General features: G+C 67.9%; 12 protein-coding genes. 6 read left to right on the top strand and 6 right to left on the bottom strand.

All coding sequences use genetic code 11. From position 1 onward, the window contains the following. Positions 1 to 60: 60 nt before the first annotated feature. On the bottom strand, positions 61 to 513 hold the full coding sequence (locus NV2_RS11180) for an Lrp/AsnC family transcriptional regulator (protein WP_067871550.1): 453 nt from the start codon (positions 511 to 513) through the stop codon (positions 61 to 63). A gap of 64 nt (positions 514 to 577) precedes the next feature. On the opposite strand from NV2_RS11180, the gene amaB reads away from it, so the two are divergent. From amaB to NV2_RS31400, 4 genes are all read left to right on the top strand, one after another. Continuing rightward, positions 578 to 2,107, top strand: a complete 1,530-nt coding sequence (amaB, locus tag NV2_RS11185; RefSeq protein WP_067871552.1) for an L-piperidine-6-carboxylate dehydrogenase — start codon at positions 578 to 580, stop codon at positions 2,105 to 2,107. A 129-nt stretch (positions 2,108 to 2,236) separates the two neighbouring features. Next, complete coding sequence (locus tag NV2_RS11190) at positions 2,237 to 6,841, top strand: ATP-dependent helicase (protein ID WP_084474341.1); 4,605 nt, start codon at positions 2,237 to 2,239, stop codon at positions 6,839 to 6,841. A gap of 23 nt (positions 6,842 to 6,864) precedes the next feature. Then, positions 6,865 to 7,653, top strand: a complete 789-nt coding sequence (locus tag NV2_RS11195; protein ID WP_067871557.1) for a DNA-formamidopyrimidine glycosylase family protein — start codon at positions 6,865 to 6,867, stop codon at positions 7,651 to 7,653. A gap of 139 nt (positions 7,654 to 7,792) precedes the next feature. Continuing rightward, entirely contained in the window at positions 7,793 to 7,960 is a 168-nt protein-coding gene (locus tag NV2_RS31400) for a hypothetical protein (protein WP_157102855.1), read from the top strand. Positions 7,961 to 8,059: 99 nt separating this feature from the next. On the opposite strand, the gene NV2_RS11200 is transcribed toward NV2_RS31400, so the two are convergent. Continuing rightward, on the bottom strand, positions 8,060 to 9,808 hold the full coding sequence (locus NV2_RS11200) for a glycerol-3-phosphate dehydrogenase/oxidase (RefSeq protein WP_067871559.1): 1,749 nt from the start codon (positions 9,806 to 9,808) through the stop codon (positions 8,060 to 8,062). A 131-nt stretch (positions 9,809 to 9,939) separates the two neighbouring features. Between NV2_RS11200 and glpK the strand changes: the two genes are divergently transcribed. After that, a complete protein-coding gene (glpK, locus tag NV2_RS11205) occupies positions 9,940 to 11,439 on the top strand; it encodes a glycerol kinase GlpK (protein ID WP_067871562.1) in 1,500 nt (499 codons plus the stop codon). 10 nt (positions 11,440 to 11,449) lie between these two features. On the opposite strand, the gene NV2_RS11210 is transcribed toward glpK, so the two are convergent. The 4 genes from NV2_RS11210 to NV2_RS11225 all read right to left on the bottom strand — a co-directional run bounded on the left by NV2_RS11210 (position 11,450) and on the right by NV2_RS11225 (position 16,784). After that, entirely contained in the window at positions 11,450 to 12,631 is a 1,182-nt protein-coding gene (locus NV2_RS11210) for an aminotransferase-like domain-containing protein (RefSeq protein ID WP_067871565.1), read from the bottom strand. A gap of 84 nt (positions 12,632 to 12,715) precedes the next feature. Then, complete coding sequence (locus NV2_RS11215) at positions 12,716 to 13,936, bottom strand: DUF8176 domain-containing protein (protein ID WP_067871568.1); 1,221 nt, start codon at positions 13,934 to 13,936, stop codon at positions 12,716 to 12,718. Positions 13,937 to 14,009: 73 nt separating this feature from the next. After that, positions 14,010 to 15,086 carry a hypothetical protein gene (locus tag NV2_RS11220; RefSeq protein WP_067871571.1) on the bottom strand — a complete coding sequence of 359 codons (1,077 nt, stop codon included), beginning with the start codon at positions 15,084 to 15,086 and terminating at the stop codon, positions 14,010 to 14,012. A 279-nt stretch (positions 15,087 to 15,365) separates the two neighbouring features. Beyond that, on the bottom strand, positions 15,366 to 16,784 hold the full coding sequence (locus NV2_RS11225) for an NAD(P)H-quinone dehydrogenase (RefSeq protein ID WP_281198532.1): 1,419 nt from the start codon (positions 16,782 to 16,784) through the stop codon (positions 15,366 to 15,368). 224 nt (positions 16,785 to 17,008) lie between these two features. Here NV2_RS11225 and NV2_RS11230 point away from each other — a divergent pair, with 224 nt between their 5' ends. After that, on the top strand, positions 17,009 to 17,491 hold the full coding sequence (locus tag NV2_RS11230) for a gamma-glutamylcyclotransferase family protein (protein WP_067871577.1): 483 nt from the start codon (positions 17,009 to 17,011) through the stop codon (positions 17,489 to 17,491). Positions 17,492 to 17,507 lie beyond the last annotated feature (16 nt).

Below are 17,507 nucleotides of genomic sequence, written 5' to 3' on the forward strand. Positions count from 1 at the left end.
CAAGGTTACGTAAAAATTTACGGCTACAACACGAACAATCGTATAAATTACGATTAGGTCTCACCTGTCGTAGAATGTCTGCAGAATGATGGTGCTTCGAGTCCTGACATTGGCGGTCGCGCGGATCTCCTGCAGCAACTGCTCGAGATGCCGCGGGGAGGCCACCCGGACGAGCAGCATGTAGCTCTCCTCCCCCGCCACCGAATGACATTCCTGGATACCGGGAATGTGGCGCAGCAGCGCCGGCGCCTCATCGGGCTGCGAGGGATCGAGAGGAGTGATCGCGACATATGCCGACAACGGTTGCCCCAGCGCCTCCGGGTCCACCTTCGCGGTATATCCGCGGATCACACCGCGTGCCTCCAGCCTGCGCACCCGCGACTGCACCGCGGAGACCGACAGTCCGGCCTTCTCGGCCAAGTTGGACAGGGTGGCTCGCCCGTCGGCCGTCAACTCGCGGATCAGGAGCCGATCAATGTCGTCGAGAACAGGTTTCGCAGGTGCATCCGCCATCAGCGAAGGCTAACTCAGCCGACGGTGACCGTGGCAGAAACCGAATTCGGAAACGGAGCAGCACATGACAACAGCACCCGCTCTCCCGCGCACCGGCAAGCTGGCCGAGCGCGCCGCACGGCTGCTCGCCGCGCTCGGCGCCACCCCGGCCGGATCCGGTGACCTGCCGGCGCGCACGCCGCTCACCGGTGGTGAGCTGTTGCGCGTGCCCGCCGCCACCGCCGTCGAGGTGACCTGCGCAATCGATCAGGCACACAGCGCTTTTCGATCCTGGCGTACGGTACCGGCACCGCAGCGAGCCGCGGTGGTGCGCCGGCTGGGACAACTGCTCAGCGAGCATCTCGACGAGCTCGCCGAACTGGTCACCCTCGAGGTCGGCAAGATCGGCGCCGAGGCCCGCGGCGAAGTTCAGGAGATGATCGACGTCTGCGAATTCGCGGTGGGTCTGTCTCGCCAGCTGTACGGCCGCACCATGGCCTCCGAGCGGCCCGGGCACCGGCTGATGGAAACATGGCATCCACTGGGCGTGGTCGGGGTGATCTCGGCCTTCAATTTTCCCGTCGCCGTCTGGTCCTGGAATACCGCGATCGCACTGGTCTGCGGTGACACCGTGGTGTGGAAGCCCTCGCAGACGACACCGCTGACCGCACTGGCCTGTCATGCGCTGCTGCGCCGCGCGGCCACCGAAGTCGGGGCCGATCCGAATATTCACCAACTCGTGCAGGGCGACGCCGGAGTCGGTGCGCAACTCGTCGACGACGAACGGGTGGCATTGGTCAGCGCCACCGGATCGGTGCGGATGGGGCAGGCGGTGGCACCACGGGTCGCCGCTCGTTTCGGCCGATGCCTACTCGAACTCGGCGGCAACAACGGCGCGGTCGTCACCCCGTCGGCGGATCTCGAACTCGCCACGCGCGCCATCGTTTTCGCTGCGGCCGGCACCGCCGGACAGCGCTGCACCACCTTGCGCCGCATCATCGTGCACGTCGACGTCGTGGGACCGCTGCTCGATCGGCTGTGTGCGGCGTATCGCCAACTGCCGGTGGGGAACCCACTCGACGACGGCGCACTCGTCGGGCCGCTGATCGACGCGAAGGCCTACGAGTCGATGCGGTCCGCGATCGAGCGGGCGATCGACGACGGTGGCGAATTGCTCTGTGGCGGTGAACGGGTCGATGCCGGCGGCCCTGATGCCTACTATGTGCGACCGGCCGTCGTCCGCATGCCGGCGCAGTCCGCGATCGTGCGCGAGGAGACCTTCGCACCGATCCTCTATGTCCTCACCTACCACGATCTCGATGCCGCGATCGAGCTACACAACGGGGTGCCACAGGGCCTGTCTGCCGCGATCTTCACCTCCGATCAACGCGAAGCCGAGCGTTTCCTCGCCCCGGACGGGTCCGACTGCGGTATCACCAATGTGAATATCGGCACCTCCGGCGCGGAGATCGGCGGTGCTTTCGGTGGCGAGAAGCAGACCGGCGGCGGTCGTGAGTCCGGCTCGGACGCCTGGAAGGCCTATATGCGCCGCGCCACCAATACGGTCAACTACTCGACCGAGCTCCCCCTGGCCCAGGGCATCCGATTCGGCTGAGCGCCGCCGGTCAGCGGTTGCCTGTGAGGTCGGGCGAACCTAAGCACGATACGTCGGTGGCATGCGCGGATCGCCCGGTCACCGCGACGATCAGGAATGTGTGTCGGTGCCCGAGTGCAGACTGGGGTGATGCAGCAGTTCTCCCGGCCGACCCAGGAGTGGTTCGACGGTGCGTTTCCCGCGCCCACGGCCGCCCAGCTGGGCGCCTGGCAGGCGATCTCCGCCGGGGAACACACCCTGGTGATCGCGCCGACCGGGTCGGGCAAGACGCTGTCGGCCTTTCTCTGGGCCCTCGACCGGCTGTCCACTCGGGAACCGGTGGAAGGCCCGCCGCGCACCTCGGTGCTCTATATCTCCCCGCTCAAGGCGCTGGCGGTGGATGTGGAGCGGAATCTGCGGGCGCCGCTGGTCGGCATCACGCAAACGGCGGCGCGGCTGGGGGCACCCGCCCCGGAGATCAGGGTGGGAGTCCGCTCCGGGGATACGACCCCCGCAGACCGCCGCGCCCTGCAGCGCAAGCCCCCGGACATCCTGATCACCACTCCGGAATCGTTGTACCTGATGCTGACCTCTGCCGCGCGGGAAACATTGTCGCAGGTGGAGACGGTGATCGTGGACGAGGTGCACGCGATCGCCGGATCCAAGCGGGGTGCGCATCTGGCGTTGTCGCTGGCGCGGCTGGATCAGCTCACCGAACGACCCGCCCAGCGCATCGGATTGTCGGCCACCGTGCGTCCGCCTGCTGCGGTGGGCCGTTTCCTGGTCGGTTCGGCGCCGATCACCATCGTGTCGCCGCCCGCGCCGAAAACCTTCGACCTGTCGGTGCGGGTCCCGGTGGCGGATATGTCCGAGCCCGGCGAATCGGATCAGCCGGGGTCGATCTGGCCCCATGTCGACGCCGCCATCGTGGACCTGGTCCTCGCGCACAGTTCCTCGATCGTCTTCGCGAATTCGCGGCGGCTGGCCGAACGGCTCACCGCACGGTTGAACGAGGAATACGCGCTCCGGACGGCACCTGCCGAGTCCGCCGACGAGCTCGCGCCGGCGGGCCCCGCGCGCGGCGAACACGGCCCGCCGGCGCAGCTGGGTTCTCCGACCGAGGTCAACCACGGTGCGGAACCGCTGCTGGCCCGGGCACATCACGGCTCGGTGAGCAAGGAACAGCGCGCGATCATCGAGGACGACCTCAAGAGCGGGCGGCTGCGCTGCGTCGTGGCGACCAGCAGCCTCGAGCTCGGCATCGATATGGGCGCGGTGGATCTGGTGGTGCAGGTGGAGTCACCACCGTCGGTCGCCAGCGGCCTGCAGCGGGTAGGCCGAGCCGGGCACCAGGTCGGCGAGATCTCGCGCGGGGTGATCTTTCCCAAGCATCGCACCGACGTCATCCACTGTGCGGTGGCGTCGATGCGCATGACGGCGGGGCAGATCGAGGAGTTGAAGATCCCCGCCCACCCCCTCGACATCCTCGCGCAACAGACCGTGGCCGCCTGTGCACTGGAGCCGATCGATGTGGACGAGTGGTTCGACACCATCCGCGGTACCGGTAGTTTCGCCACCCTGCCGCGCTCGGCCTACGAGTCGGTGCTGGATCTGTTGTCGGGCCGCTATCCGTCCGACGAATTCGCCGAACTACGGCCCCGGGTGGTGTGGGATCGCGATGCGGGCACCCTCACCGGGCGCCCCGGGGCACAACGACTCGCGGTGACCTCCGGTGGCGCAATCCCGGATCGGGGCCTGTTCCCGGTGTTCATGGTCGGCGAGAAGTCTTCGCGGGTAGGCGAACTCGACGAGGAGATGGTCTACGAGTCCCGTGTCGGCGATGTCTTCGCGCTCGGGGCGACCAGCTGGCGGATCGAGGACATCACCCACGACCGGGTCCTGGTCTCGCCCGCGTTCGGGCTGCCCGGCCGACTCCCCTTCTGGCACGGCGATTCGCTGGGCCGACCGGCCGAATTGGGCGCGGCGCTGGGCGAATTCGTCCGTACCGCCGGGAATGCGGTGCAACGCGCGGACACGAGTGAGCTCTCCGAACTGGACCACATCGCACACGCCGCGGGTCTGGACGATTTCGCGACCGCCAATCTGGTGTCGCTGCTGGCCGAGCAGCAGCAGGCGACCGGCCATCTGCCCAGTGACCGCACCCTGCTCGTCGAGCGCTTCCGCGACGAACTCGGCGACTGGCGGCTGATCCTGCACTCTCCCTACGGACTGCCGGTCCACGCACCGTGGGCGCTGGCGGTGGGATCCCGGCTGCGGGAACGGTTCGGGGTCGACGCGGCGCCGACCGCCTCCGACGACGGCATCGTGGTGCGGCTCCCCGACACCACCGACGATCCCCCGGGCGCCGAACTGTTCGTCTTCGAGCCGGACGAGATCGAGGATGCGGTCACCGAACAGGTAGGTGCCTCGGCCCTGTTCGCCTCCCGCTTCCGCGAATGCGCGGCACGAGCGCTGCTGTTGCCGCGCCGCGATCCCGGACGCCGCGCACCGCTGTGGCAGCAACGGCAGCGGGCGGCGCAGCTCCTCGATGTGGCGCGGAAGTTCCCGGATTTCCCGATCCTGCTCGAGACCGTGCGCGAATGCCTGCGCGACGTCTACGACCTGCCCGCCCTGCGCGAACTGCTGACTCAGGTGGCGCGTCGCAAGCTGCGACTGGTCGAGGTGGAGACGGCCACTCCCTCGCCGTTCGCGAACGCCCTGCTGTTCGACTACATCGGCCAGTTCATGTACGAGGGCGACAGCCCGCTGGCCGAACGCCGCGCGGCGGCGCTGTCGCTGGATTCGAGCCTGCTCGCCGAACTGCTGGGCCGGGTGGAGCTGCGCGAACTGCTCGACGCGGAGGTCATCGATCAGCTCGAACGCGAGCTGCAGCGGCTCACCCCGGAACGGCATGCCCGCGACGCCGAAGGCGTGGCCGACCTGCTGCGATTACTCGGTCCCCTCACTGCCGAGGAGGCGACGCAGCGCTGTACCGAGGACCCCACGCCGTGGTTCGCCGAACTGTCCCGTGCACGACGGGCACTGGAAGTGTCGTTCGCGGGGTCGCGCTGGTGGGCTGCGGTCGAGGACGCCGCCCGGCTCCGTGACGCACTCGGTGTCCCGCTGCCGATCGGCACCCCCGCGGCCTTCATCGAGCCGGTCGCCGATCCGCTGGGCGATCTGCTGGGCCGCTATGCCCGCACACACGCCCCGTTCACCCTGGATGCCGCGGCGCGGCGGTTCGGGATCGGCACCGCGGTGGCCGCCACCACGCTGCACCATCTCGGCCTCGAAAAACGGGTGGTGGAAGGCGAATTCACTCCCGGCGCAGCCGGTTCGGAGTGGTGTGACGCTCAGGTGCTACGGCGGCTGCGGCGCCGGTCGCTGGCCGCGGCACGCAAGGAGGTCGAACCCGTCTCGACCGCCGCATTCGGCCGTTTCCTTCCCGGTTGGCAGCATATCGGCGCGTCGGCACTGCGCGGTGTCGACGGAGTTGCCGCCGTGGTGGAACAACTTGCCGGAGTGCGGATCCCGGCCTCGGCATGGGAGTCGTTGATCCTCCCGGCGCGCGTGCGGGACTACACACCGGCCATGCTGGACGAACTGACCGCATCCGGTGAAGTGATCTGGTCCGGCCACGGCGCCATCACCGCCAAGGACGGGTGGATCGCCCTGCACCCGGCGGATCAGGCGCCGGCGACACTCGCACCGGCGCAACCGATCGATCTCACCGACACGCAGCTGTCGCTGCTCACCGCCCTGGGCGCCGACCCCTCGGCACTGGACGCCGTCGCGACCGGTGCGGACGCAGCGGATGCCCGGCCCGCCGCCCTCGCCGGTGGTGCCTATTTCTTTCGCCAGCTCTCCGACGCCACCGGTCTGCTCGACGATGCCGCGGTGGCCGCGGCACTGTGGGAGCTGGTGTGGGCGGGCTATGTCAGCGGCGACACCTTCGCCCCGGTGCGGGCACGGCTGTCTGGCACTTCCCGCACCACCACCGCCCACCGCACACCCCGGCGCACCCCGCGCGGCCGCATGTACCTGCCCCGGCCGGCGATGCCGTCGCGGACCGGGCCGCCCGGTGTCGCCGGACGTTGGTCGCTGCTGCCACAGCAATTGCCCGACAACACGATTCGTGCGCATGCCACGGCCGACCTGCTGTTGGAACGCTACGGCGTACTGACCCGCGGCTCCGTTCAGAACGAGGAGGTTCCCGGCGGATTCGCGCTGATGTACCGGTTGCTCACCGAATTCGAGGACAGCGGCCGCTGCCGGCGCGGATATTTCGTGGACACACTCGGCGGCGCCCAATTCTCCAGCACCGACGTGGTCGACCGCCTCCGCGGCTACGACACCGAACGGGGACCCGACCAGGTGCCGGAAACCCTCGCACTCGCCGCATGTGATCCCGCGAATCCGTACGGCGCCGCCCTCCCGTGGCCGAAGTCGGCCGTCGAGGGCACCGGGCATCGCCCCGGTCGCAAGGCGGGCGCGCTGGTGGTCCTCGCCGACGGCGAACCGGCGCTCTATCTGGAGCGGGGCGGTAAGACCCTGCTCACCTTCACCGAGGATCCGACGATCCGCACGTGCGCCGCCACCGCGCTGGCGGCCCTGGTCCACGACCGCCGGGTGGATTCGCTGGTGATCGAGCGGGTCGACGGCGATTCGGTGCACGGCAACACCTTCGCCGCATTCCTCACCGATGCCGGATTCGCCACCACCCCACGCGGCTTCCGCCTGCGGAGCCGGCCGTGATCGGGCGCCGGAGCTGACCGGCCGTGCCCGAGGGCGACATCGTCTACCGCACCGCCGCCGCACTACGTGCCGCGCTGGCCGGACAGACCGTGGTGCGCAGCGACATCCGCGTTCCACGGTATGCCACCCTGGACCTGCGCGGCGACCGGATCGACAGTGTCGGTAGCTATGGCAAACACCTGTTCGTGCGTACCGACCGCCTCAGCATCCACACCCACCTGAAAATGGAGGGCAGCTGGCAGATCTACCGGCCGGGTCAGCGGTGGACCAAACCAGGCTTCACCGCCCGCCTGATCATCACCACCGACACCGCGGAGGCGGTCGGTTTCTCCCTCGGACTGGTCGAGGTGCTGCCCGCCGAACGCGAACACACCGCCGTCGAGCAGCTGGGTCCGGATCTGCTGGGCGCGAACTGGGATCCGGACGAGGCAGTTCGACGACTGCATGCACACCCGCAGCAATCGATCGGATCAGCTTTGCTGGATCAGCGAAATCTGGCCGGGATCGGCAACATCTATCGCAGCGAGATCTGCTTCGCCCACCGGGTACATCCGGCCGTGCCGGTCGAGGAGGTTGCGGATCTGCCCGGACTGGTCCGCACCTCGCAGCGGATTCTCACCCGCGCGGCACATGATCCACCCTGGTCCGCTGCGGTGTACGGACGCAGGCGACGCCCGTGTCGCCGCTGTGGATCGTTGATCGCGGCACAGCAACTGGGTACGCCGACGCAGCCACCGGGCACATCGGCCGACCCCACCGACCGCGCCGAGCGCACCGCCTACTTCTGCCCCCGCTGCCAGCCACTGCCCTGATCCGGACGAAAAAGACGCGCCGATGCGATGCTGGCTGTTTGCTATTTGATTGCAATTTTCACTACATTCGCTAACACTGCGACGGGCTGACACGACATAACGGGCAACACATCACGCAACAGGTCGGGAAGCGGAACTGATGACATATGTGAGCACCGGGGCACGGCGCCGCACGCGCCTGGCCACCCAGCTGTTGATCACCGCCATCGCGCTCGCGGCCACCATCCTGTTCAGCTACGTGCTGCAGCATTCCGACGCGTCGGCGTCCACCTCCCGCAGCGGATACGAAACGACCACTCCGCGCTGACTCCGACGCACGCGCGGTCCATGTCGCCACAGCCGTCGTCCCGCCGCAGCCGGACTCACCGGATGGCGGGCCTGCTCGGCCCGTCGGGAGGTCCGGTCCTCAGCCGGGCGGCAGCGGCACCGGCTCCAGGATCTCCGGCCGGGGCTCCGGCGCGGCGATACGCAACGCATCGGCCGAGACATCGTCGGGCTGGGTCTGCGACCGGACCTCGGCGTCCACCCGCGCGGTGTAGGTGCTCACTTCCCGCTCGATCCGCTTCTCGTCCCAGCCGAGCACCGGCGCCACCAGGCGCGCCACCTCGTCGGCGCAATCGGCACCGCGGTGGGAGAACTCGATGGAGATGCGGGTCCGGCGCGCGAGTACATCCTCCAGATGCAACGCGCCCTCCGCCACGGCCGCGTATACCGCTTCCACCCGCAGGTAGGTCGGCGCCGCGGTGATCGGCTGCAACAGTTCCGGATCCCCCTCGGCCAGATCGAGTACGTCGGTGATCAGCGAGCCGTAGCGATCGAGCAGGTGCTCGACCCGATACGGATGCACACCGTAGGTCTGGGCCAGCTGAGGCGTCTGATTCAGCAGGGCGAAGTAGCCGTCGGCACCCAGCAGCGGCACCTTGTCGGTGATCGAGGGCGACACCCGCTGCGGGATATCGCGGGCCGCGGCGTCCACGGCGTCGTAGGCCATCACCCGATAGGTGGTGTACTTACCTCCCGCGATGGCGACCAGACCCGGCGCGATCCGCGCCACCGCGTGTTCTCGGGACAGTTTCGACGTCTCGTCGCTCTCTCCGGCCAGTAGTGGCCGCAGACCCGCGTACACGCCCTGGATGTCGTCCTGGGTCAGGGGCGTGACCAGAACCTCGTTGATCCGGTCCAGCAGATAGTCGATATCGGCCTTGGTGGCCGCCGGATGCGCCAGATCCAGATTCCACTCGGTGTCGGTGGTGCCGATGATCCAATGATTACTGCCCCAGGGGATCACGAACAGTACCGAGGTCGCGGTGCGCAGGATCAGCGCCGCGTCGCTGGTGATCCGGTCCCGCGGCACCACGATGTGGACACCTTTGGACGCGCGCACGTGGAAGCGGCCGCGCACCTGGGACAGTGCCTGCAATTCGTCGGTCCACACCCCGGTCGCGTTGATCACGACATGGCCGCGCACGTCGGTGGTGCGCCCGTCCTCGCTGTCGCGGACCTTCACCCCGACCACGCGATCGGCCTCGCGCAGGAAGTCCACGACCTGGGTGGAGGTGCGGATCACCGCGCCGTAGTGCGCGGCGGTGCGTGCCACCGTCATGGTGTGGCGGGCGTCGTCGACGACCGTGTCGTAATAGGTGACACCGCCGATCAACGCACTGCGCCGGATTCCCGGAGACAGCCGCAACGCCCCCGACCGTGTCACATGATGTTGTCCAGGAACGGATTTCGCGCCACCCATGGTGTCGTAGAGCACCAGCCCCGAAGCCACGTAGGGACGCTCCCACAGCCGGTGGGTGAGCGGGTAGAGGAAGCGCAGCGGTTTCACCAGATGTGGGGCGAGGGTCTTGAGGCTGAGCTCACGTTCGCGTAGCGCCTCGCGGACCAGGCCGAAGTCCAACTGCTCGAGGTAGCGCAGACCGCCGTGGAACATCTTCGACGACCGGCTCGAGGTTCCCGAGGCCAGGTCTCGGGCATCGACGAGGGCAACGTCCAGTCCGCGGGTGGCGGCGTCGAGCGCGATGCCCGCGCCCACCACACCGCCGCCGATGACCACGACATCGAAATGATTGGCGCCCAGCTTTTCCCACGCCGTGGCGCGTTGTCCGGGTCCGAGCTCGCCGGTGTGCTGACCGTGTGACTTCTCGTTCATCGCTCGACTTCCTCCGCACTGTTCGGTGGGATCGTCCTGCGCTACCCGTCGGTAATCCCCACCACCCTAGTCCACCTCCGAGGCGCGGCAATGTGGTGCACGGCACGTGCGAGGTTTAGTAACCTGCACGAATGCAACGCTTCGTGGCCGCCATCGACCAGGGAACCACCTCGAGCCGGTGCATCGTGTTCGATCGTTCCGGGCGCATCGCGGGTCTTGCCCAACGTGAGCACGAGCAGTTGTTCCCGCGGCCGGGCTGGGTCGAACACGATGCCGGAACCATCTGGACCAATACCGAATTCGTCATCGGCGCGGCCCTCGAGGACGCCGGTGCGAGCGCGTCCGACATCGCCGCGGTGGGGGTGACCAATCAGCGGGAGACGACGGTGGTCTGGGACCGCACCACCGGTGAGCCGATCGCCAACGCCATCGTCTGGCAGGACACCCGCACCGCGGCATTGTGTGACCGGCTCGGTGGCGAATTCGGCGCAGGCCGCTACGCCGACCGCACCGGCCTGCCTCTGAGCACGTATTTCTCCGGCCCGAAACTGCGCTGGCTCCTCGACAACGTCTCCAGTGCCCGTGACCGCGCCGAAGCCGGTGAGCTCTGCTTCGGCACCATGGACAGCTGGATACTGTGGCAACTCACCGGGCAGCACATCACCGATGTCACCAACGCCTCGCGCACCATGCTGATGGATCTGCATACCTTGCAATGGGATTCGGAGATCTGCGCCGACTTCGACATCCCGGTCTCGATGCTGCCGCAGATCCGCAGCTCCTCCGAGGTCTATGCGGAGATCGCCACCGGACCACTCGCCGGAGTTCCCGTCGCGGGGATCCTCGGCGACCAGCAGGCCGCAACCTTCGGCCAGGCGTGCCTACTCCCGGGGGAAGCCAAGAACACCTACGGCACCGGCAATTTCATGCTGCTCAACACCGGCACCACCCCGGTGTTCAGCAAACACGGCCTGCTCACCACGGTGTGCTATCGGCTCGGCGACGAGCCGGCGGTCTACGCCCTCGAGGGATCGATCGCGGTGACCGGATCACTGGTGCAGTGGTTACGCGACAATCTCGGCATCGTCGACTCCGCGGCGGAGATCGAATCGCTGGCCGAGACCGTGGACGACAACGGCGGCACCTATATCGTCCCGGCGTTCTCGGGTCTGTTCGCACCACGCTGGCGGCCCGACGCCCGAGGCGTGATCACGGGGCTGACCCGCTTCGTCACCAAGGCCCATCTGGCCCGAGCTGTCTTGGAGGCCACCGCATTCCAGACCCGCGAAGTGATCGATGCCATGCGCGCGGACGCAAAGTCCGAGGAGCTGGGAGTCGAGTTGACGACCCTGAAGGTCGACGGCGGCATGGTGGCGAACGAACTGCTCATGCAGTTCCAGGCCGATATTCTCGATGTGCCGGTGGTGTGCCCGGTGATCACCGAGACAACCGCACTGGGCGCCGCCTACGCAGCCGGGCTGGCCGTCGGGTACTGGGGCGGGACCGAGGAGATCCGCGCCAACTGGTCCGAGGACAAGGCGTGGGAACCCACCATGTCGGCGGCGGACCGCGACCGCCTCTACCGCGAATGGAACAAGGCCGTCGAGCGAACCTACGGCTGGGCCGACTGAACCGGGCCGGCTAACCGGCAGCCGCCGCGCGAGCCAGCCGATCCACTGCTTCTTCCAGCGTCGCCGCCTCGGAGGTCGTGAAGCACAGTCGCATGGAATTGCGGTAACTCTGCGACACCGCGAAGGCGGAACCCGGCACATACGCGACGCCGTGCTCCACTGCCCGGGGCAGCAGATCGGCGGTATCGGTGCCGTCGGTGAAATCGACCCAGGTGAACATGCCTCCCGCGGCGTCGGTGCTCACCACGCGGTCGCCGAATCGGGTGCGGACGGCCGAAACCAGCGCGGTCGCCCGTTCGCTGTAGATTCCGCGGACCTTGTCCAGGTGGGCGCCGAGCCAGTCCTCGTCCGCCAGCAGGTCCGCGGCGATCTGCTGGGTCAGCGCCGAACCGCACAGGTCGGCTCCCTGCTTGAGCAGTTCCACCGAACGGCAGACCACATCCGGGGCGATCATCCAGCCGACCCGCAGCGTGGGTGCCAGCACCTTCGACGCACTCGACAGCCGAATCACATTGGGCGAGTAGGACGCCACCGATTGCGGCGACGGCCGGTCGAACCACAGCTCGCCGTACGGGTCGTCCTCCACCACCCAGAAGCCGTACCGTTCGGCCAGGGCCGCGAGGGCGCGCCGGCGCGCCGGACTCAGCGTCACCCCGCGCGGGTTGTGGAAGTTGGCGACCGTATGCACCAGGGCCGGCCGCTCACCACGCGCCAGCAATTCCTCCAGCGCGTCGATTCGCATGCCCTCCGCGTCCAGCGGCACGGCGACGATGCGCGCTCCCGCCGCGCGGAACACCTGCAACGCCCCCACGTACGCCGGATCCTCCACGACGACCAGTGCGCCCGGGTCCAGCAGGACGTCCCCCAGCAGCGACAGCGCCTGCTGCGACCCGTGGGTGACGAAAACCTCCTGCATCGGCACCGCACGGCCGAGCTGCTTCGATTCACGGACCGCCAGCACCTCGCGCAGCGGACCCCAGCCGGCCGACTCGGTGTACTGCAGCCGGGTCCGATCGGCGAGCGCGGACTCGGCGGCGCGGGCGATCGCGTCGCGGGGCATGAACTGCTCGTCCGGCAGTCCGCCGGCCAGGCTGATGATGTCCGGACGTGCGGTCAACTTCAGCAGATCGCGGATCGCCGAACTCTGCAGCCCGTCCAGCCGACGGGACAGCGGTGGAGTTTGCGGCGACATGGAGACCTCCGGACGAGAGCGGGTTACCTCCACTTTCGCACAAAGATATCCAGAATCTGAACTTATATTCTCACAGTGTGAGATTTAGAACGATTGGATCAGCTGGATGAGATTCCGGCCTCCCTGATTCACCGTCGTGATCACTTCCAGATACACCGACTTGGTCCCGTCCGGGTGCTGCTCGGTGACCTCGACGTTGTACTGGTTCGGCGTGGTCGGCGCAATCCGCAAACAGTAGGTGGTACCGGACGGAATGTGCTGGTCGATGGTCTGCTGCAGTTCCGTCGGCGGCTGCACATTCGCGCCCGGCGCGACGAAGGTGTGCACCTTCTCCGCGCTCCGCTCGGTGTAATAGGCGTGCTGATAGCCGAAGATGGCGTTCGCACCGCTGGTGGTGTCGCCGGGGCCGTTGCCGTAGGTGAGGGTGCCTTCAGTGCGGGCCACACAGTCGATCGCGTCCACCGTGCCGGCGCCCCCGTTCTTCGGATCCACGGGATCGTCGCTGCCGCCGCCACGGGTGGCGAACACCACTACCAGCGCCAGCGCGACCACCAGCACGGCCGCCGCGGCGATACCGCCCAGCAGCACTCCCTTGTTGCGCTGTGGTTCGTCCTCACCGGAGGTCGCGGCCGGGCGCGGCGGTGACAACTTCTTGGCGAGCTCGTCGTCGTCCCACAACGACCCCGAGGAAGACCCCGATGCACTCCCCCTCGACTCGGATCCGGCACGCGGCACCGCGAGCTTCTTCGCCAGCTCGTCGTCGTCCCACAGCGAGCCGGACGATTCCCGGGCCGGCGCGGACGTCGGCGGCGCCGGTGGATATCCCCCGTCATCGGTATGCCACCAGGACCCCTCGTCCGCGGCAGTGTCGGGCGCAGACGCCGAGTACCGCACGGTCTCCGAGGAGTCGGCACGGCGGGAGTCGGCACCGCGCGCCTGATCGGATGCGGGAGCGCGGCGGGTGTCGGGCGCCGGCGCATGCGAGGACTCGGGAGCACGGGACGATTCCCGAGCCCCCTGGGGAGGTGCGGATTCCGGTGCCCGCGGAGATTCCGGACGGCTGCCGGCATCCGGCGCCGCGGACGGATCCGGCGCGCGATATTGATCCCGGGGAGCGGCGGCGTCGGCCGGCTGCCAGCCGAGCGTCGGCCGTTCCGGCTCGCCCACCGGGGACCAGCCGATGGACCCCATATCGTCGGCACCGGTCGGGGGCCCGAAGTCGTTCAGCGGTGGTCCGAATCCGGAAACCGGCGGGCCGAACTCCGACTCGCTCTCGTCCCGGCCCTTATCGTCGCCGGAAGTCATCACCCGTTCCTTCCCCGAGACACACGCGTGGGGCGGTCGTGAACGACCGCCCCACCCGTAGATTCAGTCTGAATCAGTACTGGACCGTGCCACCCCACTGAGTGGTCGCACCGCCGACATTCACCGTCTGCGGGGCGACATCACCCTGCGGGAGTCTACCAACCTGGGCGGCCGCATCCAGCGCGGCAGCGCCACCCGGCTGCTGCTTGATCCAGCCCTCGACCGCCGCCTTCGCCGCATTGGGCGCGGTGGTGTCGACGTAGTTCTCCGACTTCAGGTCGTCGAACCCGGTGACGTGGGTGTACGAGGTGACCTTGATCTTGTTGGCCTCGACGAACTCCAGTGACACACCGGCGTCACCGACCCCGTCCGGGGTGCTGTAGCCGACCGTGCCGACATAACCGTCGAGGTTGCTGAAGTGGTGCGTGTTGGCCACGTAGCCCGGCAGCAGCGCACCGCCGTCGATGTTCGCGCCGGCCTCGGAGTGCGGACCGTTCATCTGCACGACCGGAGCGGCCGGCGCGGAATCCAGGCTCGGCGACGTCCAGCGTGCCTGCTGATCGGCGTCGTTGCCGCCCTGCTGACCGCGCAGCGTGTCCATCTGGCTTTCGTCCTGCGAGCGGTCCGGGGCGACCACCGTGAGGTCGGGATCCTGGTCCGGCTTCAACTGGTCGGTGCTCGGATCCCGATCGGGCTGGGTGGGGTGGTGCCCGTCCGGAATGATCGCCGGCTGTACCTTGCCTTCCTGGCCCGGCACCGGCAGCGGAGCGACACGCGGGGTGGTGACACCGGGCTGCGTCGGCGAGGCCAGCTTTTCGTCCGGCTTCGGCGCGTTCTCGTTCGGGTTCGTCACGCCCGGCTGCGGGGTGGTCACACCCGGTTGGCTCGGCGTGGAGGCACCCGGCTGATTCGGCTCGGTGACCCCGGGCTGCGAATTACCGTCGCGCTCCTGGCCGTCGCGCTGCTTGTCCTGCTGATCCTGACCGTCGCGAGGGGCAGTACCGTCCGGCGACGGAGCGTCGTTCGTCGCACCCGGCTGGGCAGGAGTGGTCGGCACATTCGGCTGCTCGATCGGTGCCGCCCCCGCGGTCCCCGACGACAGAATCGCTACAGCAGCCGCGGCTGCCAGCGGCAACGAGGTGGTAGCCATCGCACGCGGCGCCCGACTCGGCTTACGATGTTTCACTGTCTCGCAATCCCTTTCCCGAGCCCGGCCAGAACCACCGGCCGGTGAATACCGCCCGACGGGGCCGTCTCCATCACTGCCCTCATCGATATCCGTACCACATGGCATGTGGCACAGAGCTGCTCGTGGATTCCCAGCCCGGGAAAGCTGCATCCCCCCGTGCGTGAACCAACCAACCGCCCACAAATGACATCTCTGCCGGAAGTGAACCACAGGAACGCATTTCCGGCAACACGAAGCGGATCAGTCCAGATCGTCGTGACGCATCAACTGACGGGCGGCTTCGGTGATCGAGCCGGACAGCGACGGGTACACCGAGAAGGTCTGCGCCAGGTCGTTGACCGTCAGGTTGTTCTGCACCGCCATGGCTATCGGCAGGATGAGTTCGGAGGCAATGGGAGCCACCACCACGCCACCGATCACCACACCGGTCGCCGGACGGCAGAAGATCTTGACGAAGCCGCGGCGCAGCCCCGACATCTTGGCCCGCGGATTGGTATTGAGCGGCAGCATCACCGTGCGAGCGGGAACGTCACCGTTGTCGATCGCGGTCTGGCTGACACCCACCGTGGCGATCTCGGGGCGAGTGAACACCGCCGAGGCGACGGTCTTCAGCCGGATCGGCTGCACCCCTTCACCCAGTGCGTGGTACATCGCGATGCGCCCCTGCATCGCCGCGACCGATGCCAGCGGCAGCAGGCCGGTGCAGTCGCCGGCGGCGTAGATGCCGGGCACCGGGGTCCGCGACACCCGGTCCACCCGCAGATAGCCGCTGCGATCGAGCGCGATACCGATCCGCTCCAGGCCCAGATCCTGAGTGTTGGGGGTGGATCCGACCGTCATCAGCGCATGGGAACCGGTGACCGTGCGCCCGTCGGACAGTTTCACCACCACCCCGTCGGCGGTGCGCTCGACAGCGTCGGCACGCGCCTGTTTCACCAGCTCCACCCCGCGTTCGGCGAGGGCTTCCTCGAGCACGAGGGCCGCGTCGGCGTCCTCGCCGGGCATCATCCGATCCCGGCTGGACACCAGTTTCACCTTGACGCCCATTTCGGTGTAGGCGGAGACGAATTCGGCGCCGGTCACACCGGAGCCCACCACCACCAGGGTTTCCGGCAAGTGCTCCAGGTCGTAGAGCTGGCGCCAGGTGAGGATCCGCTCGCCGTCGGGTTCGGCGCCGCGCAGCACGCGCGGGCTGGCGCCGGTGGCGATCAGCACCACTTCGGCCTCCATCACCCGTTCGCTGCCGTCGGACAATGTGGCCCGCACCAAATGTGTGGCCAGACCCGCGATCTGGTCGATCAACTGCCCGCGCCCGTTGAGGATGGTGACCCCGGCGGCTTGCAGCTTGGAACGAATATCGGAGGACTGCGCCTGCGCGAGCGCCTTCACCCGGGAATGCACTTCCGACGGCCGCACCTGTGCCTGTGCCAGGTGCAGCGTAATACCGAGGTCACGAGCGCGGCGCAGATCGGTGCGTACCCCGGTGGAGGCGATGAAGGTTTTGGACGGAACACAGTCCCACAGCACACACGCGCCACCGATACCGTCGGAGTCGATCACCGTGACCGTGGCTCCGTGCTGGGCCGCCACCAACGCCGCCTCGTAGCCGGCGGGGCCGCCCCCGATGATTGCAATGCGGGTCATGTGTACCTCCGCTATCGAGCCGTGCGACCGGGATCTCCGGCACTGCTGTCAACGTTATCGGTCCTGCTCCTCACAGTTTTGATCGCGTAGTGGGTGAGGTTGTGCGTGTCACTGCCGGTGGTGCGCACCTCCCCACGCACGCCACTGCGGTCATACCCGGAATCGGCCACAATCGACAGCTTCGGCCTGTTCGGGGCCGGATCGAAACAAGCACTCCGTACATTCGATACTCTTGCCTGGTGCCGATATACGCCGCCTACGGATCCAATATGGATCCGGAGCAGATGCTCAAGCGCTGTCCGCACTCCCCGGTCTACGGAACGGGCTGGCTGGAAGGATGGCGTCTGACCTTCGCCGGCGACGACATCGGCTGGGAGGGGCCGCTGGCAACGGTGGTCGAGGATCCCGGCTCTCGTGTCTTCGTCGTGCTGTACGACGTTTCCGCCGAGGACGAGCAGAGTCTCGACCGGTGGGAGGGATCGGATTTCGGGATCCACAAGAAGATCCGCCTGCGTGTCTCACCCAACTCGGGTACCGGAACTGCGCCGGTGCTGGCGTGGCTCTACGTGCTGGACGCCTACGAGGGCGGCCTGCCCTCGGCCCGCTATATCGGTGTCATCTCCGATGCGGCCGAGAAGGCCGGTGCTCCCTCCGATTACGTGCACGCGCTGCGTACCCGTAACAGCCGCAACGTGGGGCCGGGCACCTTCGGATCCATGTAATCCGGTCCGTCGGCTC

The sequence above is a fragment of the Nocardia vermiculata NBRC 100427 genome (assembly GCF_001613265.1).
GTDB lineage: Bacteria > Actinomycetota > Actinomycetes > Mycobacteriales > Mycobacteriaceae > Nocardia > Nocardia vermiculata.

Excerpts from the sequence above, each read along its gene's own strand:
- NV2_RS11180 (WP_067871550.1), bottom strand. The coding sequence starts at position 513 with ATGGCGGATGCACCTGCGAAACCTGTTCTCGACGACATTGATCGGCTC.
- amaB (WP_067871552.1), top strand. The coding sequence starts at position 578 with ATGACAACAGCACCCGCTCTCCCGCGCACCGGCAAGCTGGCCGAGCGC.
- NV2_RS11190 (WP_084474341.1), top strand. The coding sequence starts at position 2,237 with ATGCAGCAGTTCTCCCGGCCGACCCAGGAGTGGTTCGACGGTGCGTTT.
- NV2_RS31400 (WP_157102855.1), top strand. The coding sequence starts at position 7,793 with ATGACATATGTGAGCACCGGGGCACGGCGCCGCACGCGCCTGGCCACC.
- NV2_RS11200 (WP_067871559.1), bottom strand. The coding sequence starts at position 9,808 with ATGAACGAGAAGTCACACGGTCAGCACACCGGCGAGCTCGGACCCGGA.
- glpK (WP_067871562.1), top strand. The coding sequence starts at position 9,940 with ATGCAACGCTTCGTGGCCGCCATCGACCAGGGAACCACCTCGAGCCGG.
- NV2_RS11210 (WP_067871565.1), bottom strand. The coding sequence starts at position 12,631 with ATGTCGCCGCAAACTCCACCGCTGTCCCGTCGGCTGGACGGGCTGCAG.
- NV2_RS11215 (WP_067871568.1), bottom strand. The coding sequence starts at position 13,936 with ATGACTTCCGGCGACGATAAGGGCCGGGACGAGAGCGAGTCGGAGTTC.
- NV2_RS11220 (WP_067871571.1), bottom strand. The coding sequence starts at position 15,086 with ATGGCTACCACCTCGTTGCCGCTGGCAGCCGCGGCTGCTGTAGCGATT.